The organism is Bacillus arachidis (assembly GCF_030285945.1).
GTDB lineage: Bacteria > Bacillota > Bacilli > Bacillales > Bacillaceae_G > Bacillus_A > Bacillus_A arachidis.
In genome coordinates, this window is sequence record NZ_CP127376.1 from 1,005,011 (window position 1) to 1,026,178 (window position 21,168).

The 21,168-nt window shown below is 32.7% G+C and carries 19 protein-coding genes and 3 pseudogenes; 16 read left to right on the forward strand and 6 right to left on the reverse strand.

The window, feature by feature from the left end; all coding sequences use genetic code 11:
- Positions 1–27: 27 nt before the first annotated feature.
- Positions 28–1,332: a DUF5068 domain-containing protein gene (locus QRY57_RS06695; RefSeq protein ID WP_286017003.1), complete on the reverse strand. Its 1,305-nt coding sequence runs from the start codon at positions 1,330–1,332 to the stop codon at positions 28–30.
- 438 nt (positions 1,333–1,770) lie between these two features.
- Here QRY57_RS06695 and QRY57_RS06700 point away from each other — a divergent pair, with 438 nt between their 5' ends.
- Positions 1,771–2,853 (forward strand): coiled-coil domain-containing protein, encoded by a 1,083-nt coding sequence (locus tag QRY57_RS06700; protein WP_286017004.1) that lies wholly within the window; start codon positions 1,771–1,773, stop codon positions 2,851–2,853.
- Positions 2,852–3,001: pseudogene (locus tag QRY57_RS06705) on the forward strand (SAM-dependent methyltransferase); the annotation flags it as partial. The gene QRY57_RS06700 and the pseudogene QRY57_RS06705, both read left to right, overlap by 2 nt.
- Positions 3,002–3,096: 95 nt before the next feature.
- Here the strand turns inward: QRY57_RS06705 and QRY57_RS06710 are convergent.
- On the reverse strand, positions 3,097–3,627 hold the full coding sequence (locus QRY57_RS06710) for a GNAT family N-acetyltransferase (RefSeq protein ID WP_286017005.1): 531 nt from the start codon (positions 3,625–3,627) through the stop codon (positions 3,097–3,099).
- Between the two features lie 197 nt (positions 3,628–3,824).
- Here QRY57_RS06710 and QRY57_RS06715 point away from each other — a divergent pair, with 197 nt between their 5' ends.
- Positions 3,825–4,205, forward strand: coding sequence for a VOC family protein (locus QRY57_RS06715; protein ID WP_090691530.1), 381 nt, complete (start codon positions 3,825–3,827; stop codon positions 4,203–4,205).
- A gap of 243 nt (positions 4,206–4,448) precedes the next feature.
- Here QRY57_RS06715 and QRY57_RS06720 read toward each other — a convergent pair whose 3' ends face one another.
- Entirely contained in the window at positions 4,449–4,817 is a 369-nt protein-coding gene (locus tag QRY57_RS06720) for a hypothetical protein (RefSeq protein ID WP_286017006.1), read from the reverse strand.
- 438 nt (positions 4,818–5,255) lie between these two features.
- Here QRY57_RS06720 and dhaK point away from each other — a divergent pair, with 438 nt between their 5' ends.
- Positions 5,256–7,007 (forward strand): dihydroxyacetone kinase subunit DhaK, encoded by a 1,752-nt coding sequence (gene dhaK, locus QRY57_RS06725; protein WP_286017007.1) that lies wholly within the window; start codon positions 5,256–5,258, stop codon positions 7,005–7,007.
- A 348-nt stretch (positions 7,008–7,355) separates the two neighbouring features.
- Complete coding sequence (locus QRY57_RS06730) at positions 7,356–7,562, forward strand: hypothetical protein (protein WP_286017008.1); 207 nt, start codon at positions 7,356–7,358, stop codon at positions 7,560–7,562.
- A 791-nt stretch (positions 7,563–8,353) separates the two neighbouring features.
- Here QRY57_RS06730 and QRY57_RS06735 read toward each other — a convergent pair.
- Positions 8,354–8,557, reverse strand: a complete 204-nt coding sequence (locus tag QRY57_RS06735) for a hypothetical protein (RefSeq protein ID WP_286017009.1) — start codon at positions 8,555–8,557, stop codon at positions 8,354–8,356.
- Positions 8,558–9,043: 486 nt separating this feature from the next.
- Here QRY57_RS06735 and QRY57_RS06740 point away from each other — a divergent pair, with 486 nt between their 5' ends.
- From QRY57_RS06740 to QRY57_RS06760, 5 genes are all read left to right on the forward strand, one after another.
- Positions 9,044–9,295: a hypothetical protein gene (locus QRY57_RS06740; RefSeq protein ID WP_208017912.1), complete on the forward strand. Its 252-nt coding sequence runs from the start codon at positions 9,044–9,046 to the stop codon at positions 9,293–9,295.
- A 310-nt stretch (positions 9,296–9,605) separates the two neighbouring features.
- The gene (locus QRY57_RS06745; RefSeq protein WP_208017911.1) at positions 9,606–9,830 is read left to right on the forward strand and encodes a hypothetical protein; all 225 of its coding nucleotides are present in this window, start codon (positions 9,606–9,608) and stop codon (positions 9,828–9,830) included.
- 1,053 nt (positions 9,831–10,883) lie between these two features.
- Positions 10,884–12,230: a SpaA isopeptide-forming pilin-related protein gene (locus QRY57_RS06750; protein ID WP_286017010.1), complete on the forward strand. Its 1,347-nt coding sequence runs from the start codon at positions 10,884–10,886 to the stop codon at positions 12,228–12,230.
- 590 nt (positions 12,231–12,820) lie between these two features.
- Positions 12,821–13,102: a hypothetical protein gene (locus QRY57_RS06755; protein ID WP_286017011.1), complete on the forward strand. Its 282-nt coding sequence runs from the start codon at positions 12,821–12,823 to the stop codon at positions 13,100–13,102.
- Positions 13,103–13,511: 409 nt separating this feature from the next.
- Complete coding sequence (locus tag QRY57_RS06760; RefSeq protein WP_090691540.1) at positions 13,512–14,714, forward strand: L-lactate MFS transporter; 1,203 nt, start codon at positions 13,512–13,514, stop codon at positions 14,712–14,714.
- Positions 14,715–14,791: 77 nt separating this feature from the next.
- Here the strand turns inward: QRY57_RS06760 and tnpA are convergent, their stop codons facing one another.
- Together tnpA and QRY57_RS06765 are read right to left on the reverse strand one after the other, a co-directional pair.
- The gene (gene tnpA / locus QRY57_RS27090) at positions 14,792–14,905 is read right to left on the reverse strand and encodes an IS66 family insertion sequence element accessory protein TnpA (RefSeq protein WP_432804079.1); all 114 of its coding nucleotides are present in this window, start codon (positions 14,903–14,905) and stop codon (positions 14,792–14,794) included.
- A gap of 492 nt (positions 14,906–15,397) precedes the next feature.
- Positions 15,398–16,321, reverse strand: a complete 924-nt coding sequence (locus QRY57_RS06765; protein ID WP_286017012.1) for a hypothetical protein — start codon at positions 16,319–16,321, stop codon at positions 15,398–15,400.
- 661 nt (positions 16,322–16,982) lie between these two features.
- On the opposite strand from QRY57_RS06765, the gene QRY57_RS06770 reads away from it, so the two are divergent.
- The 6 genes and pseudogenes from QRY57_RS06770 to QRY57_RS06795 all read left to right on the forward strand — a co-directional run bounded on the left by QRY57_RS06770 (position 16,983) and on the right by QRY57_RS06795 (position 20,701).
- Positions 16,983–17,510, forward strand: coding sequence for a DUF4352 domain-containing protein (locus QRY57_RS06770; protein WP_286017013.1), 528 nt, complete (start codon positions 16,983–16,985; stop codon positions 17,508–17,510).
- A 296-nt stretch (positions 17,511–17,806) separates the two neighbouring features.
- A complete protein-coding gene (locus QRY57_RS06775) occupies positions 17,807–18,181 on the forward strand; it encodes a GntR family transcriptional regulator (RefSeq protein ID WP_286017014.1) in 375 nt (124 codons plus the stop codon).
- A 2-nt stretch (positions 18,182–18,183) separates the two neighbouring features.
- Entirely contained in the window at positions 18,184–19,053 is an 870-nt protein-coding gene (locus QRY57_RS06780; protein WP_286017015.1) for an ABC transporter ATP-binding protein, read from the forward strand.
- Positions 19,046–19,672: an ABC-2 transporter permease gene (locus tag QRY57_RS06785; protein WP_286017016.1), complete on the forward strand. Its 627-nt coding sequence runs from the start codon at positions 19,046–19,048 to the stop codon at positions 19,670–19,672. Before QRY57_RS06780 ends, QRY57_RS06785 begins: the two co-directional genes overlap by 8 nt.
- Before the next feature lie 233 nt (positions 19,673–19,905).
- A pseudogene (locus QRY57_RS06790) lies at positions 19,906–20,061 on the forward strand (GNAT family N-acetyltransferase); the annotation flags it as partial.
- 95 nt (positions 20,062–20,156) lie between these two features.
- Positions 20,157–20,701, forward strand: a pseudogene (locus tag QRY57_RS06795) (SMI1/KNR4 family protein).
- The last annotated feature ends 467 nt before the right edge of the window (positions 20,702–21,168 follow it).

Below are 21,168 nucleotides of genomic sequence, written 5' to 3' on the forward strand. Positions count from 1 at the left end.
CAACCTCACCCGGCTTTTATTGTGGCTTTATTTCGGTAATGTGAATTTCACTTGTTTCCCTTTTGAAATATCTTTTGCGTCTTTATTTCTCATAGGTCCTAATTCGATCTCGAAGCTTTTGTCTTTCCAAATCTTTTCATACTGCTCCTGATCTAAGGTGAAAACCTGTAATAACTCGCCAGATGTTCCGGCTTTAATCAAATCATTATATTTATAATTCAGCAACATGCCTTCGCTTAGCGTATACTGCGCACCATCATTCACTCTTAGTGTAGAACTTAATGAAGACAACCCAATATCTTCAGGCTCTTTGTTATCGAGTTTAAATTTGACTGTCATTAAAACAATGCCATTTTTGAAATTTTTAAATCGAGGAGCTTCAACGGAATTTGGCGTGAATTTGGTGAATTGGTATCCCTCTAATGTAACATTGGTATTACCTAATTGTTCACTTTTATTAATGTTTGATTTCTCACTTAGCATTGTTTTCTCGCCCATGTTATCAACAGTTACTTTATCTTGATAAAAAGCTTTATCTGCTGCAGTCTTTTCACTACCTTGTTGATTTAAACTTAACGCAAATTTCCCCGGACTTCCGATTGGAGCATCAAATTTTCCTTTATTAGCCTGCGCTTCAGGAACCATTACTGATACCGTTGATAGCCCTAAAATTTTTGTTAAATCATCTTTACTAAATGGGTAAGCAACATAACCAGAAACGCTTTTCCCTGCTTCTACTAAATAATTATTCTTTGGAGACAATTTCTCAGTTAATTGTTCTTCTGTTGGAATTAAATCTTTATAGTTACTGTAATCCTTTGTAGCGCCTGTAAATGTTATGTTTAAAGTTGGCATATAATAAGCATCTTTATTTGAACTGTTCTTTACAGTATAGTGTGCAAGAATAACCCCACCATTTGTCTGCCTGTTAAAAGGAATATCAAAATTGGTATGAAAATCATTCAATTCAACTAATGTGTAGTTATCAAGTGATACGGAAACATCTTGTAATTTATGTAATTGCGGTTCTTTGTTTTCATAAAGAACTTTCGTTTTACCTTGTGTTTCTTTCTCCATATAGGAGATAAGCTTTGAATAATCACTTGCGTTAGCTGCCGTATCTTTCGTGTTTGTATCTTTAGATTCTTTCTCTTTTGACGTATCCGTTTTTTCTTCTTTCTTTTCTTTTTGTGTATCTTTTTTCTCTTCTTTATTTTCTTTTGTCACATTCTCTTTTTGTTCATTATTTGCTTTATCACTTTGACCACAGCCAGTTATCATAAGGGCTGCAACCATCATGACAGAAAATAAAGACATTAATTTTTTTGACATTTTTCTTCCCCCTGTTTTTTCCCTTTTAAACGTTTAATCTAGGCAATCAAATAGTTGAATATAACCCATCCTGATCGCCTCTACGTTTTATTATAGAAAAAAAAATTATCGTTTACCAGCTTTTTCTATTTCTCTATAATGTTTAAAGAAAAATGATGTATGAGGTCCAGTTGTAATTCCAAAATCTCAATAAAAGCGGAACTGAAATGAAAGGACATTATGTAGAAAGAGAAATTAACAATTTAGGCAGTTAATTTTGGGAATAAGTTTGATGCAAAAAGGCAATATACAAAAAGTATCTCGTGTATTTTATATATCATCCTACTATTCTAGTTTCATTTATAAACATTTGGTATAATTATACTGATATTATTAAATTTTTATATATTAAGATTTGAACGTAAAAACTTATTGCTCATGAAAGAAGAGAGGTACAAAATGATGAGTACTAAAAAAACAGTAGCGATATCCACACTAGCTTTAGCGATGATAACAGGAGCTGATACCATTAATGCTCAAGTTCCTGATACCATCAAAATACATGATTCTATCAAGCAAGATGTAGAAGAGAAGTTATCCGAATTAAAGCAAGCGAAACAACATGCAGAAGAGAGAGTATCTGAATTAAAACAGACGCAGCAAAATGTGGAAGAGAAAGTATCTAAAGCGAAACAACATGCAGAAGAGAGAGTATCTGAATTAAAACAGACGCAGCAAAATGCAGAAGAGAAGGTATCTGAATTAAAACAGTCGAGGCAACATGTAGAAGAGAAAGTATCTGAAGCGAAGCAACATGCAGAAGAGAGAGTATCTGAATTAAAACAGACGAAGCAAGATGCAGAAGAGAAGGTATCTGAATTAAAACAGTCGGGGCAACATGTGGAAGAGACAGTATCTGAATTAAAGCAGGTCAAGCAAAATGCAGAAGAGAAATTAACTGAATTAAAACAGTCGGGGCAAAATGCAGAAGAGAAGTTATCTGAATTAAAGCAGATCAAGCAAAATGCAGAAGAGAAACTAACTGAATTAAAACAGTCGAAACAAAGTGCAGAAGAGAAATTATCTGAGTTAAAACAGATCAAGCAAAATATAGAAAATAAATTAACTGAATTAGCACGTACGCAGCAAACGATAGAAGAAAAAATATCTGAGTTAAAACAGATCAAGCAAACGATAGAAAATAAATTGATTGAATTAACAGGTACGAAGCAAAATGTAGAAAAGAAAGTAACTGAATTGAGACAGACGAAGCAAAATATAGAAAATAAATTAATTGAATTAACAGGTACGAAGCAAAATGTAGAAAAGAAAGTAACTGAATTGAAACAGACGAAGCAAAATGTAGAAAAGAAAGTATCTGAATTAGAACAGACTAACAAGGCTCTTCAAATGAAAAACGATAACAGAGAACTTCCTAACGCTGGAGGTATAGAATCCAATACAATGCCTCTAGGGGTGTTATCAATCTTAGGTGGAATGATATTAATCGTACGAAATAGAATGAAAAAGGCATTTGATTGATTATTACGAAACACCCGAAGAACTCATATTCCTATTTAAACACACACCGATCCTACCAAGATTTGATGGGGAAATTCATCATAATAAAACGGAAAAAGGAGTTCGTACAAATTCAAACCGTTTTATGATAATAGCTAATAATGCTTAATCCTTGTTACATGAACAGGGGATTCAGGAAAAGTCGTTCTCCATCATTTATAGGAGAACGGCTTTTTTTGCATGGTACTTGTGATTAGGATTTCACTAAACGAATTTATACATAAGAATGTCATCTACATATTCATTATCATTCATTTTAAATTCTTTCATTTTACGCCCTTCCTCAATGAACCCCATCTTTTTGTACAAAGATATTGCGCTATGGTTTGTTGAAAAAACTCCTAAACTTACTTTCTCGATGAAAGGATTTTTCTCTGCCCAGTCTAATAAAGCTTGGAGTAGCATTTTTCCAATTCCTATTCCTCTGTAATTTTTACTAATCATTATTCCAAAGGAACCTGTATGAGACAATCGCTTTTTATTCTCGTTCATAAATACAATCCACCCAACAACTTCACCATCTTTTTCAGCTACAATTAATGTTTCTCTTTCATTCTCCAATACGCTCTGCGCCCATTCTCTTTGCTCGGATGATGTTTTTTTAAACTCTTCTGGTAATGAAATAAGAAAGTGGCCTTCGGAAACAATTGATTTCTGTATGTCTAAAGTTGCTTCTGCATCTTCTATTTTTCCAGTACGAATCATGTAACTAGCAGTATCTTTTGAAATTGGCAAGGATATTCCTCCCTTATAAAATATTTTGATAATATTCTATCTTCCCTTCATAATCTCCTACCTAAACGAAAAAGCTTCATTCTTTTTAGAAGGAAGTTTTCAGTTATTGTCGTATTTATTAAGTTGTCGCTAGGGTATCAGAAACTTTGGCGATGGAAAGGGTTAGGCATTTATTTGTATAGAGGAGTGGAAAGTCTATGATTCATAAAGTCGGTCAAATTATGTTGTATGTAAATAACCAAGATGAGGCAGTGAGTTTTTGGACAGAAAAAGTAGGATTTCGTGTAGTTTCTGAAGAAGATAACGGTCAAGGAATGCGATGGATTGAAATTGCTCCGGCAAAGGGTGCAGAAACAAGCATTATTTTGCACAATAAGGAATTCGTTGCGAAAATGTCACCGGGATTAAATCTTGGTACACCTTCTTTAATGTTTTTCACGGAAAATCTCGATGCATTCCGTGGCGACCTAGTAAATAAAAATATCACAGTCGGAGAAATTGTAAATATGCCTTCCGGTAGAGTGTTTAACTTTGCGGATCATGAAGAGAATTACTTTGCTGTGATGGAGAAAAAATAAGTTATCAGGAACAGAGGTTAAAAAGGAATTCGAATGTTTCATAGAAGATAATTTGAATAAAATATTAATTTTCTCAATACAAATTATGTTGAAGTGTAGTAGAATGTAATTGGATGAGAATCCAAATGCAATTATATTATTAAAATTAAAGTGGTTATCAAGTCGGGGAAAAAGCACTCATAAGAGTGCTTTTTCTCTTTATATCATATGAATACTTTAAAGCTAAGTATTCTCCGTACTTTGCTAATCCGACGAGTCCCCACCATCGAATGAATCATTATGGCTTGCTGAATCTGAGACATGGCTGTCATTTCCTAAATCATGATCGATATTTGAATCTTCATGGGCACTTTTCATAGCTGCAACAACAAAAGATGTTGTCATTACCGCATTCATCCACTCTGCTTCAGCATCTTTGGTAGTGATTTCTGAATCTTTATATTGCCCTGTGTCTTTTGCCGGAGAATGTACTTTTCGTTCTTTTTCAATAGAACGACGATGATTCGTTTTCTTCCCAGAAAGCTTCATGAATACTGATAAAATTAAACATATGATGGATATGATGATGATAAACAAAATGGAGTATAAAGCTAAATTCACTATATCTGTCATATTTATACCTTCTTTCCTATCTTAAGTGATCATTCATGTTCTAAACAAAATATCATCTTAAATATTTCGATATCTATGTCATCACCGCTTATTTACTATGTAAAGTTAAACAATAACAAAAAATTCGTCACGATGAAACACCAAATATATAAACAAACAGGAATGAAATCGATTTTGAACACAATACAAAAAGCCTCAGATGTATTTATAGGTCCACATTTGAGGCTAATCCTATCTACTAATGAAGTCGATGTCTTTAGACAAATCGTTCATTTTGTCCATTTACTATAAAACGCTTTCATTTTACTATAGTTAGTGAGAATATGCTTTCAAATATATCATAATTCAGAAGGGCATGTGTCATGTCAGCTAGGTGGAAGTGTGGATACGAATAGGCATATAAAGAATGTAACAAAACGTGTAGAGGAGAAATAAGAAATGAAAAAAATTATAAATCAACCTGAAACTCTCGTTATGGAGATGTGCAATGGAATGGTTATGGCTCATCCAGAACTGGAGTTGTTAAAGAAGTACAAGGTAATTAAGAAGAAAGAAATGAACGAAAATAAGGTCACTTTAATTAGTGGTGGCGGTAGTGGACACGAACCAGCGCATGCGGGGTTAGTCGGAAAAGGAATGCTAGATGCGGCGGTATGCGGAGATGTGTTTGCGTCTCCTTCACAAATTCAAGTATATCAAGCGATTAAAGCAACAGCTAGCAAAAAAGGTACGCTTCTTATTATTAAGAATTACAGTGGAGATATCATGAATTTTAAAAATGGTGCTCACTTAGCTACTGAAGACGGCACTCAAGTTGAATATGTCCGTGTAGATGATGATATCGCAGTAGAAGATAGTCTGTATACAGTAGGGCGCCGCGGCGTTGCGGGGGTTTTGTTAGTACACAAAATAGCTGGTGCCGCAGCGGAAGAAGGTATGGATTTAATGCAGGTGAAAGATGTAGCAGAAAAAGCAGCGGCGAATGTTCGTACAATTGGTCTCGCATTAACTTCTTGTACGGTTCCGGCCAGTGGATCGCCTACTTTTAAACTGGGTGAAGATGAGATGGAATATGGTGTTGGTATTCATGGAGAGCCAGGTAGAAAACGTGAAAAAATTGCGACTGCAGACGAACTAGCTTTACGCATGACAAATGACCTTGTGAAGGATTTAGGGCTAGAAGACGATGCTGAAATTGCTGTTTTAGTAAATGGTTTCGGCGGTACACCGCTTCAAGAACTGTATCTATTTAACAATGCTGTTACGAGAGAGTTAAGTAAAAGAAATATAAGAATTAATAGAACGTTTGTCGGTAATTACATGACAAGTATTGATATGGCTGGGGTTTCTCTAACTGTAATGAAACTAGATGATGAGCTGAAAACATTACTATCGAAAGAATGTAATACACCTGCGTTTAAGGTAGATGGGCCAATTGAGAGTGTGGAATACATTGATATTAACAACGATGTAGAAGAGAAGCCAGTTTTCTTTGAGATGGAAACAGCGGAAGAACACGCTATTATCAAGGATGAGGTACTTACATTAAATAATATGATTTATCTTGTAGATAAAATGAGCGAGGTTATTATTAAGAACGAAGTACCATTCTGCGAATTAGATACGCATGCAGGCGATGGTGACTTTGGAATGAGTGTCGCGAAAGGATTTAAACAATTAAAGCGTGAATGGAGCTCGATTTTAGATCAAGAATATTTAAATATTGGGACTTTCCTTGATGCGTGCTCTATGGTGATTATGGAACATTGCGGAGGAGCTTCTGGTCCCATTTGGGGCGGGGCTTTCCGTGCTGCAGGTAAGGCGATTGAAGGAAAAGTGGAATTAACAGTTGCAGAGTTTGCCGAAATGCTAGAGGCTGCACTTAAAGGGATACAGTCTATTGGTGAGCGATCTTTCGGAAGAGGAGCAGAGGTAGGAGATAAAACGCTTGTGGATGCGCTTGTACCTTGTGTAAACGCTTGGTCAGAAAGTGCTGCAGCTGGTACAGACTTTAAGACTGCTTTTGAAAAAGGAGCAGAGGCTGCTGTTAAAGGAGCAGAATATACAAAAGAGATCGTTGCTCGAATGGGCCGCGCTGGTACGGTTGGTGAAAGAAGCTTAGGTTATCCAGATGCAGGTGCTTATGCACTAGGGGTTATCTTTACAGAGCTTTCTCGTAGTTTAAAATAATGGTAGTTTGGTGTTTCTGGATACTGGAAATTCCGCGGTGTGTAGATGAATAGAGGGAAATGAGAAAGAAGCAGCGTTCAATACACGTTGCTTCTTTTTCACTTTTTTTGCATGCAAGAGCAAAAGGTGTTTCGCCGTGGTATTTAATTTTCAAATCGGCTCCAGGTGCGGGAATACAAAATTGGATGTCTAATTGGGAAAATAATGATCCTATAAATCAAGTATGAAAAGCTCTTGGTAAACAAGCTTCATATAAACAATTTGACAATAGAATAGGCATAAACTTTCATAATTTAGAAATAATATCAGGGTCCGTAGTAATTACTAAATGAAAGAGGAGAGATCAATATGCCTACTAATAAATCAAATAATCCAAAAGAAAGCTTAGCGCTTCAAAAAAATAAAAATATGGATGGATTGATTAATGCAGAAGATGCAAGTGAAGAGATTCAAGCTGCAGTAGAGCCAAAGGTAAGTATGCAAGAAGGAGATAGAGTTTCAATATATTGGGGTGATGAATGGAATATAGAAAAAGGAGAAAAGAGAAAAAAATAATATAACATGTTTTTAAAATAAGGAATATCAAGGATAAAAAAGCTAATTTCAAACAACAAGAAAAGGTTTATTCAGTGGCTTTTCTTGTTGTTATTCTAAAGATCTCGCTTTTTATCTCGCATGAACTGTCTGTAAAAGCACGATTGGTGAGGGCTAATAATCAGTGGGGATGAAGAAGACCCCTACTGATTAAAGTTTCACTTTATATATTGTATTTAAATAAAATGTCGAATTTATAAGAAATTTGAGATTTTTTGTTGATTTATATTATTTTTCATGTTAAACTCATAACAACAAAGAAAGAGTAAACAAAAACCCTTAGCGAATAAATTTTCTGAATTTTTAGTCTTATTGGTCGGTTTACTCCATTTGATTTACATGTTTGAGTATTGTTTTTCCACTCTTTCTTTGTTATACCCTATAAAAGAAAGCAACTTGTTTTTATCCAAGTTGTTTTCTTTACAAAAGTTACTATAGTTTACAGGGGGGATTTTCAACAGCTAATAGATTGGACATTTCATGTAGAGTTTACATTACAATGGCGTGGAGCCAGAAAGGGGCGAAAACCAAGAAATTTGAATGTCAGTTTTTTAATTTTAGAAAAGGAAGAATAGAAATATAGTGGACATACAATTAAAATAAGGGAATGCAGTATAGATTAGTCTATAGGCATTCCCTTTCTAATATCCTGCAATATAAAAGTTATACCAAATTTCCACTTATGTTTTCAGGTGAAACGAATCCCCAATGATATTTGTAATGACTCCCTTTTTCCGCATATGTATTCGCTCCTAATCTGTTGACGTTTTATAGTTTTTCTTGATGATATCTCGCATGTCTCTGACAAAGAATAGAAGGAACATTATACCTATGATGCCACTAATCCAAAAATATGTATTTCCGGCTGTGAATTTATTATAGAAGGTATAGGCATTCCAAATAATAAGGATTACTGAACATATAGTAGAGGTTACTAATGAACCTAAACTTCTCATAATTGTCACCTCGATTCAAAATGTTATAACTTTTATATAATTATACATTTAAATAAAAGGATTTAGAAGGAGATCAGGTTACATTGGCTAGGATAATTGTTAGAAAAATATGCTTAACGTTGTAAAAGCGCAGAATCCTGACGCTACCCCATGCCCATCAACTTAAGAATTTAGAATTACCCCAAACGAAAAAAATATGTATCGTAACATATATGTTTTTTACCTGTATTTATGAATAACTTTAGATACTTACATGATAAGCATCCAAATAGGATGCTTTTATTATGAGCTAAACATGCACTTACAATTGAGTTTATTTTAATGCGTAAAGACGGTACTACAGCTGGTTCATGGAAACTAGAAAGATTCTTTGTCTTCGCCGATCCTCTTTAGAGCTGTCGCTTTGGTTAGGGCTTTTTGTTCATTTGAATAAAAGGATATTTATGGTTTTAGTTGAATGAATAGATTGGGAGAGGTGGAGAAATTATGCAATATGGAGAAATGTTGAAAGAATTAGCGGTAGGGGGAATATATATCGAAAAACAAATTTCTAATTTGTTATGCAATAATAGAAAAGAATTAACTATTTTATGCGATTCTGTAACAAAATTCGGTGAATCTGAAACAGAAAGATTTCAAGTGATAGGTAAATATGAAATGTATGTTCATAAAAATCAAGGTTACTCTTATCATGCACCATCAAAAAAGACAATGGTTTATGTTATAGAAAAGATTTAAAAGCATCCAAAACGGGTGTTTTTTTCTTTGTTATATAGAAATTACACATTAAACTAGTAAAACATTGAATGAGACGGGCATATATTAAAATATGACACAACGCATTCATTTTTTATAATCGTATTGGGCGAGCACATTGTAGTGCTCTTTTTTATTGAACCAAATGGACATTTGAAGAGATAGTACTTATACTTCCTTTTCTTAAAATATCCTTAAATGTATCTAGATTTAAGGGTATAAAAAAAGAAAATGGTATAATTTTCTAAAACAGACTAAATAAAGTTGATTTTAGAAAAGGGGTAGAGAGAAAATGTTTCAAAAATTTAAATTTTATTTAATCAGCATTGTGGTCAGTTCGATATTAGGGGGAATTATCTTAGGAGCTAATTTCTTGTTCCAAAACATATACGGATTAATTACAGGTAAAGGATTCTATTTTAATATGTGGCCCTCTGTTATTATATTTTGCATAGTGTTTATTTCTAGTTTTGCATATATGTTGAGGAAGGGTCCAAATATACTTATTAATGATTAATTCTATAGTTACTTCGTTAGGCGCTGCCGAGATCGGTTTAGCGTCTTATTTGTTGTTAAGGGGTGATAAAAAGGTAACAAAACAAACGAACACAACGAACGAAAATAGAGATAGTTAACAAATGTCTGTTTTTATAGTTTATAGGTGGGCATAAATATACTTTCAGTTTGTATGTATAAATTATTGTTGAATATAAATATATGTTTCTCTTTAAGAATGCTCATTCTTCTCGATTTATCTATGCATATATTTTTTATAATTTATTATCATATCGATGTTGATTTTATGTGAAATGAAAGATTGGAATTTTTAAGAATAAAAAATACAATTAATTGTTTTGTTTAATGAATTCACACAATTCTCAAAATTTAAATCTTTAGTTGTTAATATTTGTTATATAATGAAATTGTCAAATCAGTCATTAAATAGTGTCCCTTATGTTTCTGTTGAAACAGTTTGATTGTCCCGTGTATTAACCTTTTAAGTTACAACGCACATGCGTATATATGATTTTCGGTCTATCCATGAATGTATATAAATAGCTAAAAGAATGATAAAGGATTAAAATTATTTTACTTTTGTTTATTGATTCTTGTACAAGAATCAATAAACAAAATATCATAACATAAAAAAAGAATTGCAAGTCATGTATTCTCTGAATATAATGAATATAAAATATACTAAATCTTTCAAAAATAAAGACGGGTGTTTTGTGAAGGTAAATTGTATAGAAAAAACATTCATTTAATAGGCGGATTGTTAAATTTATTTATGTTTAAATACATAGATTTAAATTCTGAAAATTGATTTTTCGAATTAGTTTTTAATAGTATAGAATAATATTTACGCCCGTACAGTTAGTTAAGTAAGTAGTGCTTTTAACAAACATTGTAAATCTAATTAAACGATAAAGATTATAAGAAAATATTAAATTATAACACAAGCATTATTTATACCTATAAATATCTGAAAAATCAAACTAATATTCTTTTACAGCAAATACAATCAGCATGTAAGGTTTTTCCTAAAAATTTGATGAATGGTGGGAATGAAATGAAACGCAGGATATTAACAAAATGGTTTGGAATTATAAGTTTAATCATTATACTGCTAGGGGTTTCTATTCCGCAGGCAGCAGCCGAGGTAATACATCAAGAAAAGTTTCAAATGAACTGGAATTATATTAAATTCAAAGGTAATAAAGTAAAGATAAAGGCAGACTTACTAAGAACGTCATCAAAAGATGTTGCATATTGTTTATCACCTGATCTGGATTCACCTAACGGAGATACTCTTCCTGAAATTGGAAAAGAAAGTGATTTAGTATATCGTGTCTTACTTTATGGATACCCTCAAAAAACGCCGGCTGAATTAGGGGTTTCTACAAAAGAGGAAGCCTACTATGCAACTCAACTAGCTATCTGGATTGCATCTAAAAAAATTGAATTTGCCGATTCAAAGCCAGAAAACCAACAGGTATATAACCTTGTAAAACATTTGGTAGAAAAGGCTTCTAAAGGTACTGAAGTTCAGGAAATATATTTGAACGTAATACCTACTGGAAAACAAACTGTAGAGCAAAATGGGGAATTTTTTGAAACAAATTTATATACAGTTCAATCAAATTCATTATCTGGAGTATACTCAGTTCAAATGGAGGGCGCACCAGAAGGAGTTAAAATTATAAATGAACAAGGTGAAAAAAAGAATGAATTCTCTATAGAGGAAAAATTTAAAGTGATGATTCCCAAAAACGCAACAAGTGGAAATTTCAAGATAAGAGTAAATGCAAAATTGCAGAGCTTACAAGCAGTTACCTTTGATGGCAAAAAAAGGGTTCAGAATACAACAGCTTTATTACCAAGAATGAGTGAAAAAAGCAGTACAGATATAGTAGTAAGATGGGAATTTTTAGGATCGTTAAAAATTATGAAGGTAGGAGAAAATAGAGAAGCTTTAAAAGGGGCAGTGTTTGAGGTTGTAAGTGAACATGGGGATTTTAGACAAGAAATCACTACAACTGAGAATGGGATTGCTACATTAAATAAACTTCCTACTGGTACATATGTTGTAAAAGAAATTCAGGCTCCAGAGGGTTATGTACTTGATCCTACAATAAAAAAAATGGAAGTAAAAACTGGCGAGATAGCAGAAATAGAAATAAAGAATCAAAAAATAACAAGTGGCCTGGAAATTAAAGAAGTGCATGCTACATATGGAAATACTAAACAATCTTATGATATACAAAGTAAAGAGCATACAATGGAAAATGATATTGCAAGTAAGGAAAAGCATCACCTGCCATCAACAGGAACGAAGTTTCCAACTGTCCCGTTTGTAGGACTAGGGTTTGTTATTCTAGGAATCTATATATTGAAAATAGGGAAAAATCATAGTTAAAAACTATAAACAATAAGGGTTTTGTTACCAATGTTTAAAGTTAAATATGTTAAGAAATGTTTTGTGAAAAAATGTAGATTATAACAATTCCTATAAATGAAAACGCTTGCAATAAATGTAATTATGAAAAAACTATACGATATACCTAAAGGCAGACAAGAAATAGTCTAAAATCTTACTTAAATAATAAGAAGAAAAAGGGTTCTAGAACAAATATATAAAGAAGATTACAGATAGGGGTAGCGCCCCATCGCTATCAAGCTAACAAAATAAAATATCCCCTAAAATGAAAAAATACGCTATTCTTTCTGTAGAATCATAGGAAAGGATGGCGTTTTTGTATGTCTATTTCTGTATTGAATAAATAATGTTACGCAGATTATTGCTATAAATAATAGTATTAAAATATTTCTTTTTTTTGATTTATACATTTTTTTCTCTTGAAAAGTTTTATTATTAATAATAATAAGTTATTTTTTAAAAGGAGAAAACTATGGAAAGTCTATCAAGCCAATTTATGATGATGGGGCCAAAATATTAGAAATAGAAATGAATCATCAAATTTTTAGTGAAAAGGAAGAATATATAATATGGTTTTAGGAGTCTCGTATTTTGATATTTTTTGCATGGTAATTATTGTCTCATTTTTTTTCACTTTTTGGAGATTGAATGTCTGGTATAACAAGAAATATAATGTTCCTAAGGTTTTTCAATGGTTTCCGAGAAGATGGGGAAAAAGAAAAGTTTCAGAGCATTTATCGCAACTAAATAAAAAGTTAGAAGCTGAAGGAAAAGGTATTTGGGTTACAATCTATGCGATAGATTTATATATTGTAACGATTCCTTGTACAGTAAAAAAATATAAATCTTAATACATATATGTTTCTAAAAAAGACAAGGGAATCACTCTTGTCTTTTTTCGTTAGGTTGTGTTAAATTTTAATGTTGCTTTTTTGATATATTTTAGGGGAATCTCGTAAATGTGAGTCATATTTCTGAAACCCAGCCGTACTTATGCAAAAAGCTGCTTCGTATGTAACAAGCAGCTTTTGTATTTCATCCCGCTTTTTCTGTAACTGATTTCATATATTTGACGTTCTGTGTTGTAAGTGCTTACACAATTGCTTACATCCTATACAATAAAGCCATCAAATAGAAAGAGGTGGCAAAAATGAGTGCAAAAAAAGTATACGATTTTTTAACACATTGTATTGCGGATATACGAAACGTCGTTAGACGATTATTGAATAGAATTGAAATGAAAAGAGAGGAGGGGATGGCATGAAACGATCACCTGTTAATCCATGGCTTGTTGTCCTCGGCACAGTCATTGTACAAATGGGACTTGGAACGATATATACATGGAGCTTATTCAATCAGCCTTTAGTGAGTAAATACGGATGGGGTCTTAATGCTGTTGCTATAACCTTCTCAATCACTAGCCTTTCTTTAGCATTCTCAACTTTGTTTGCGAGTAAATTGCAAGAGAAATGGGGACTTCGTAAACTCATTATGATAGCCGGATTAGCATTAGGAATTGGATTAATGCTTAGTTCACAAGCTTCCTCATTAGTAATGCTTTATGTACTAGCAGGAGTTGTTGTAGGTTACGCAGATGGTACAGCATATATCACTTCACTATCTAATTTAATTAAGTGGTTCCCAGAGCGTAAAGGTTTAATCGCAGGTATTTCTGTATCTGCATATGGTACAGGTAGTTTGATTTTTAAATACATTAACGCAATGCTGATTGACTCAGTTGGCGTATCACAAGCATTTATTTACTGGGGCTTAATTGTTACAGCTATGATAGTGATCGGTGCTTGTTTAATCCATCAAGCTGCTGAACAAGGTGCAGTACATGAAACAAATAGCAAGGACTATACAACAAAAGAAATGTTAGGCACAAAAGAAGTATATCTGTTATTTATTATGTTATTTACATCATGTATGAGTGGCTTATACTTAATTGGCATGGTAAAAGATATCGGTGTTCAACTTGTAGGGCTTAGCGCAACAACAGCAGCTAACGCAGTCGCTATGGTTGCAATCTTTAATACAGTTGGTCGAATCATTCTGGGACCGTTATCAGATAAAATTGGCCGTTTAAAAATTGTTACCGGTACGTTTGTCGTTATGGCGATGTCAGTCTTTGTACTCAGCTTTGTTGATTTAAATTATGGTATATATTTCGTCTGTGTAGCAAGTGTAGCGTTTTGCTTCGGTGGAAATATCACGATTTTCCCAGCCATTGTTGGCGATTTCTTCGGTATGAAACACCATAGTAAAAACTACGGAATTGTGTACCAAGGCTTTGGTTTTGGAGCACTTGCAGGTTCATTTATCGGTGCAATTTTAGGTGGATTTAAACCAACTTTCATGGTGATTGGCGTATTATGTGTCGTGTCATTTATTATCGCAGTTTTAATCCAAGCACCTAATCAGAAAAAAGAAAAACAAGAAGAGTATCGCAGTGTAGCGTAAGCACTTTAAATTTTTATTACATTCTAAAAGTAAACGTAAAGTAACTCCGAAATCTACAATAAAAGTTGATTTTGGAGTTATTTTTTGTTTCCTTCACTTTTTTTCAGCCAGTAATATGGCCGATGAACCGATAGATTCTGTTTTTGACACCAGGCAACGTTTGAGAATCCACTGTTTTTATAGTCTTGAATATAAGTTTCTTATTTTTTAATAGGGTGTCTTTTCATAAAAAAACCTTCACATGTAGTATGGGAGATTATTTAATGGGTTATTTACAAATAGTAGGTGGGGAATATTTGACGCTTACGAAAAAAGAAAAGTAGTCTTTTGGAATAAAAGGGGTACTGCCACATCGCTATCAAGCTAGTATTTTGAAGTGACTCCAAAATGAGAAAATTGACATCCCCAGGTAAAAATGTACACAATTTTTGTTTTGAGGTGTTATAAATTTATTAAGTTGATGGGTGTGTGGTGAGACCCTATACTTAGTACATTTGAACTTTATAACTATTGAAGTTACAGATTAATAGTAGATCCAAAAAAGTAACCTTACATTTTTGTAGGGTTACTTTTCTGTTCCATATCCCCCGTTACATCGTATTGCTTCGTTGTAATAGGGATTAGGTATTTATTTTTAAACTTCATTTACTTATGATACGGTTCATCGTATCCTTTTCATCGATTTAGTGCATTTCAACAATTGTACCATCTTCAAATACCTTGAATACTCCAGTAAATCCTGATCCAGCTGCGCCTTCTATTTTATATGTCGTACGCACTCTAATTTTATAATATTTCTTTCCATTTTCTACTTGAGTATCCTCAAGAGTGTAAGTGTATTCTTCATTATATTCTTTTTTGATATATCCTATAGCTTTCTCAAAAGTAAATTCATCGTGATTCTTTCCTGTCTCCACCTTTTGGTTCTTCTCTGTCTCCACCTTTTGGTTCTTCTCTGTCTCTACCTTTTGGTTCTTTCCTGCCTCTACCTTTTGATTCTTCTCTGTCTCTACCTTTTGACTCGTTACTGCATCTGTTTTTTGTTCCTTCGCTGCTACTGTTTTACTCTTTGTATTTTTTTCTTCTTCACCAATTTTAGTGATTAATCCTGAGGCTTTTTTATTATATTCTTCAAGGTTCTTGTTATCTTTTGTTTCTAAAACTAGCTTATTTAAAATCTCCTTCGCTTCTGAATAATTTTTCTTACTTATTAACTCTTCACTTTTCACCAGTTGCTCACTATACTTCTTTTTTTGTTCTAAGATGGCTAGTAATGCTGTTCGTTCTTCCTTTGCTTGTTTTATAAGCGTATTACTTCCATTCTTCATGTTCTCTACTTTTTCAAATGACTTAATTGATTCTTCTACCTTTGTTTCTTCTTTTAGCTTCACTGCTTCAATCATTGCTTTCGTTTGTTCTACAAACACTTTTGCATCTGAATCATCTTTTTTCTCATCTAGTGCTCGTTCAAATGATGATAAGGCATTTTTATATTCTTTATTCGTTAGCGCGGTCTTCCCCTCATCCATTGCTTTTTCAAAATCTCCATTACTACATCCAGCTAGCATTAAAAACGTAAGTCCAATTAGTGTTAATAACTTTCTCATTTTCTCTCTCCCCCTATATATTCCTAAAACAATAACTTCATATGTATAAAAGTTTGTGTAGTAATTAGACCGAAAGTAGAATATGTACTACATTGTGTGTGGGAAAGGAAGTACATTTCATTCACTAACATTACTTAAAAACTCCTAAATAGTTGGTAGTCTTCTTCTTTCAAGACAGAAAGGATTTTTAATAATGGGCATAAAGCTCTAACTCAGACTCTTTACTACACACACTCTTATACACATAGAAAAATTATTTTTAGCTTATGTTTGCTATTTCTTTAGTTTTAAATAATCTCAGTTGATTGGATACGAACTATAAACCGTAACATACCAAAAACAAAAGAAAACAAAATATAACAAAAGTTACATTCAGTAATCATTTTGTAACATAAATGTAACACAAGGGATTTAAACATACAATAGTTTTTTTACATTATTTTCCCTTGTCTACATTTTAAGGAACCAATAAGATTCCAGCCCTTAGTATTCTTAAGTTGATGGGCATGTATGGAGACCCCTTGTAGAAGAAACATTTTCCATCTGAGAGCTTATGCTCTCTTTTTTTATTTATGTTCGACATAATCTGACAAAAAAGTTGTAACCATATTTGTTATGATAGTTCAGGAATCATACATTTTACATAATTGGAGGAAACCAAATGTATAAGAAGATGGGTACACTCGTTATAACTGGAGCGCTTGCTATAAGTCTAGCGGGATGTAGTGATACAGAAGAAACTGCCAAGAAAGTATCAAATGATACAAAAACAGAACAAACAACTGAAAAGAAAGAAGAGAAAAAAAAATTTAAAGTTGGCGAAACAATTAAACTTGGAAATCACAAATTAACTGTTACAAATGTTGAAAAGTCTCCAGGTGGAGAATTCGATAAACCTAAAGAGGGTCATGAATTTTTAATCGCTAATGTAACTATAGAAAACGGCGGCAAAGAAGAAATACATTATAATGCTCACGATTTCAGTTTACAAAACAGTGAAGGAAATATTGTAGATCCAACGTTAACTATGATTAACCAAGATACTCAATTGAATTTTGGAAAACTTGCACCAAATGGGAAAATAACTGGAACTATTGCTTTCGAATCAAAACAAGGAGATCCTAAGCTTCAATTAATCTTCAAACCAATTTCCTTATCAGAAGAAGAAGTTCGAGTAAATCTTCAATAATAATATCTACAAAAAGAAAAGACACTCGAATTGAGTGTCTTCTTTTAAAATTTCACATACTATATCTAATTAATGGGGTATCGCCACATCGCTATCAAGCTAACAAGACAAAATACCCCCTAAAATGAAAAAGGCGTTATTCTTTCTGAGAAATCATAGGAAAGGATAACGCCTTTATATCAATATGACGGTATCCTATATGAAAAATTAACATCGTTCCAAATGTATATATTGTATATATTGTACACATTGTATATAATGTGTTCATAAGCATTTAAGAGGCAAGGAGTTGAATCATGAAAATCTTACTATCTAATAAGTCTAAGTCACCTATTTATCAACAAATCATTGATCAGATTATATTACAAATATCAAATGAAACATTGAAAGTAGATGATTCGTTACCTTCTATGCGTTCATTAGCAAGGGACTTGAAGGTAAGTGTTATTACTTCAAAAAGAGCGTACGAAGAACTTGAAAAAGCGGGTTACATCTACTCTATAGTAGGGAAAGGCTCGTTTATTGCAAAACAAACAAAGAAACAACGAGCGGATGAACTAAGTGATCCAATACGTGAAAAGTTCAGTACAATCGTTCGAGAGAGTAAGGCTAATCATTTATTAAGGGATGAGTTAATACAAATTATTAATCGTATTTATGAGGAGGAATAAATATGGAGAACATTGTAGAAGTGAAAAATGTTTCAAAAACATATAAGGGATTTTCTTTAAAAAATGCATCGTTCAACATCAAAAATGGGTTTGTAACGGGATTTATTGGCGCAAATGGTGCTGGGAAAAGTACGACAATTAAACTTATTATGGATCTTATTAGCAAGGATAGCGGGGATATCACAGTTTTTGGTAAAAATCATCAAAAGGACCAAGTTTCTATTAAAGAGCGTATAGGATTCGTATACGATGACAATATCTATTATGAAGATATGACAATTCATCAACTGAAAAAATTCATTGCTCCAGCGTATAAAAAATGGGATGAGAATCAGTTCCAATCCTACTTACAGCGCTTTGAGTTACCGACTAACATAAAAATGAAAGAGATGTCTACAGGGATGAAAATGAAGACTTCCCTAGCGTTTGCACTTTCACACCATGCCGAATTTATACTTATGGATGAACCGACATCTGGACTCGATCCTGTATTCCGAAGAGAACTTTTAGACATCCTTTATGATTTAATGGTTGATCAAGATAAAACAATTTTTTTCTCCACACATATTACCACTGATTTAGATCGTATTGCTGATTATATTGTATTTATTCATAATGGTGAGATTGTGTTTGAAAAAGATATACATAGTATTTCTGAAGAATATGCAACTGTAAAAGGGGATAAATCCTTGCTTACGCCTAAAATCAGAGAACAATTAATCGGGATTCGTGAAACGAACGTGGGATTTGAAGCACTCACAAGTAACGCCAGCCGTTCACGTACACAATTAGGGAATGATGTATTAATTGAAGAAGCGACATTAGAAGATATTATGTACTATACAAAAAAGGGGAATGTTCAATATGTATAATTTAATATTAAAGGATTTTCGATTGCAAAAATTATTGATCTTACTCTACCTACTTGGTATATGCTTTTTTATAGGGACGTTTGGGGATTTTTGGTTCATAGTCGTTTTGGTGGCTGGTTCTTATATGATAAATCTACATTATTACGACGAAAAGAATAATAGTCACAAGTTTATTAATAGCCTGCCTTATAGTAGAAATAAAATTATTATGTCAAAATATATTGGTGCAGTGTTGTTTACGATTCTAGTAGTTCTATTCTCATTATTGATACAAGCAGTAATTCAAGTTGCATCCCCGACTTATGGAGTTGAAATTGAAAATCCACAGACCATTGTGGTTAGTGTTCTTACTGTCATGTTGTTTACGTCTATCTACTTACCATTTTTCTATCGCTTCACCAATAAATATTTGATGGCTGCTGTCAGCATTATTTTCCCTGTATGTGTTGTTTTATGGAGACCAATTGAGGCATATGTAAATATTACTGACCTTGCATATAGCGTTACTACACAATTTACTATTAATCAACTAATTACACTTGCTTCAATCTTTACCATGCTTATATTTATCGGATCTTACTTCTTAACGGTGAGAATTTATAAACGTACTGATTTTTAAAAATTCTTTTTAACTGAAATATAGAATACCTAACAAATAACTGTTGTACAGTTTTTTCTTAAACGCTTTGGTGCTACTCAATCGCTATTAAACTAATAAAACAAAGTTCTCCCCTCAAATGAAAAAATGCGCTATTCTTTCTATAGAATCATAGGAAAGGATGGCGTTTTTCATGTCTGTTTCTGTGTCTGACGAATTACAACTATTTGCTCAAGAGATTCAAAGTTTTTTATCTCCAACATGTAGAACAGCTATCAATTGCAAGGGGATCCACAAGAATTATCTTATTAAGTAGTACAAATAGAATAGAAGCACATAAATTCTTTTCTAAAAATGGCTATGATGGCACTATAAGTAAGGGATTCAAGAAGTATATACCAATTAATTAAATTTTCGTTATGGGGATAATTCAAAACCTTAGATTAATAGTAATTGTGTGTGTTTTAAATTGAATTTTTTGAGATATAATCGGAGGGGAAAAGACATGATAAATTCAGCTGAATTACTATGGAAACGTATAATTAGTAGAGGTTCAAGCCTTGAAGTGAACTTTCAAAAAACATTAAACCTCCAACCGGGTGCAAGTGATGAAGATTTTCAGTTAATTGAATCTACACTGGGTATTACACTTCCTAAAGAAATGAAAAGTTTTTACGAGATATATAACGGACAAATTTGGGAACCTGGGGTTGAATCTTTTGTAAGAAATTTGGTCCTTTCCCCAACTTCTCAAATTATAGACAACTGGACATTTCTACAGGATGAATTCGATTCAGATGATTTAGAGGCGCATATTGAAAATGAACTTAAACCTGTTCTTTGGAATTCTAAGTGGATTCCAATTGCAGAAAATGGTGCTGGGGATTATCTTTGCATTGATACAGATCCATCAGAATCTGGAGTAGTAGGACAAGTGCTATATTTTTGGCATGATTGGGGAAAACGTTCTGTTGAGGCAAAAGGTTTATTTGAATTCATAGAATCTGTTTGGAAGAAGATAATAGAATGCAGTGTTCTAATGAAAATTAGAGTTACAAAAGAGGATGTAAATTATTATTTACATCCTCTTTTGTTTTTTTATGACATCATCAGAATTGCACCAGTTAGAGTAATAGGATTGTAGATGGATTTACATCAATTTAAGAGATTGAAGTAGACCCTAAACAAAAATTTTTCTTTCTTTACAGCTAGTTATTTATAAGAACACCCCTTATTTAAACCTATATTTTGATGTAATTTTACATATCCAAATAAAGGGAACCTATATACAGAGTGTGATTAAATTATATGAATAACATTTAAATTGTATTGAATTTTATTTATGGATTAAAATTGTTATTTTTTTATCAGTTATATTAAGTTCTAACTATTATAATTACTAAAATAAAATAAAACAGTCATTTTAGAAGTATAATATTTTTACTCGTATTAATACGTAATAACTAAATTAATGAATATAATCGACAAAATTCTACTATTTACGCAATAAAAATCTA

What these genes read in the sequence shown, in the direction of transcription:
- QRY57_RS06695 (WP_286017003.1), bottom strand. Translation starts at nt 1,332, where the DNA reads ATGTCAAAAAAATTAATGTCTTTATTTTCTGTCATGATGGTTGCAGCC.
- QRY57_RS06700 (WP_286017004.1), top strand. Translation starts at nt 1,771, where the DNA reads ATGATGAGTACTAAAAAAACAGTAGCGATATCCACACTAGCTTTAGCG.
- QRY57_RS06715 (WP_090691530.1), top strand. Translation starts at nt 3,825, where the DNA reads ATGATTCATAAAGTCGGTCAAATTATGTTGTATGTAAATAACCAAGAT.
- QRY57_RS06720 (WP_286017006.1), bottom strand. Translation starts at nt 4,817, where the DNA reads ATGACAGATATAGTGAATTTAGCTTTATACTCCATTTTGTTTATCATC.
- dhaK (WP_286017007.1), top strand. Translation starts at nt 5,256, where the DNA reads ATGAAAAAAATTATAAATCAACCTGAAACTCTCGTTATGGAGATGTGC.
- QRY57_RS06730 (WP_286017008.1), top strand. Translation starts at nt 7,356, where the DNA reads ATGCCTACTAATAAATCAAATAATCCAAAAGAAAGCTTAGCGCTTCAA.
- QRY57_RS06735 (WP_286017009.1), bottom strand. Translation starts at nt 8,557, where the DNA reads ATGAGAAGTTTAGGTTCATTAGTAACCTCTACTATATGTTCAGTAATC.
- QRY57_RS06740 (WP_208017912.1), top strand. Translation starts at nt 9,044, where the DNA reads ATGCAATATGGAGAAATGTTGAAAGAATTAGCGGTAGGGGGAATATAT.
- QRY57_RS06745 (WP_208017911.1), top strand. Translation starts at nt 9,606, where the DNA reads ATGTTTCAAAAATTTAAATTTTATTTAATCAGCATTGTGGTCAGTTCG.
- QRY57_RS06750 (WP_286017010.1), top strand. Translation starts at nt 10,884, where the DNA reads ATGAAACGCAGGATATTAACAAAATGGTTTGGAATTATAAGTTTAATC.
- QRY57_RS06755 (WP_286017011.1), top strand. Translation starts at nt 12,821, where the DNA reads ATGGTTTTAGGAGTCTCGTATTTTGATATTTTTTGCATGGTAATTATT.
- QRY57_RS06760 (WP_090691540.1), top strand. Translation starts at nt 13,512, where the DNA reads ATGAAACGATCACCTGTTAATCCATGGCTTGTTGTCCTCGGCACAGTC.
- QRY57_RS06765 (WP_286017012.1), bottom strand. Translation starts at nt 16,321, where the DNA reads ATGAGAAAGTTATTAACACTAATTGGACTTACGTTTTTAATGCTAGCT.
- QRY57_RS06770 (WP_286017013.1), top strand. Translation starts at nt 16,983, where the DNA reads ATGTATAAGAAGATGGGTACACTCGTTATAACTGGAGCGCTTGCTATA.
- QRY57_RS06775 (WP_286017014.1), top strand. Translation starts at nt 17,807, where the DNA reads ATGAAAATCTTACTATCTAATAAGTCTAAGTCACCTATTTATCAACAA.
- QRY57_RS06780 (WP_286017015.1), top strand. Translation starts at nt 18,184, where the DNA reads ATGGAGAACATTGTAGAAGTGAAAAATGTTTCAAAAACATATAAGGGA.
- QRY57_RS06785 (WP_286017016.1), top strand. Translation starts at nt 19,046, where the DNA reads ATGTATAATTTAATATTAAAGGATTTTCGATTGCAAAAATTATTGATC.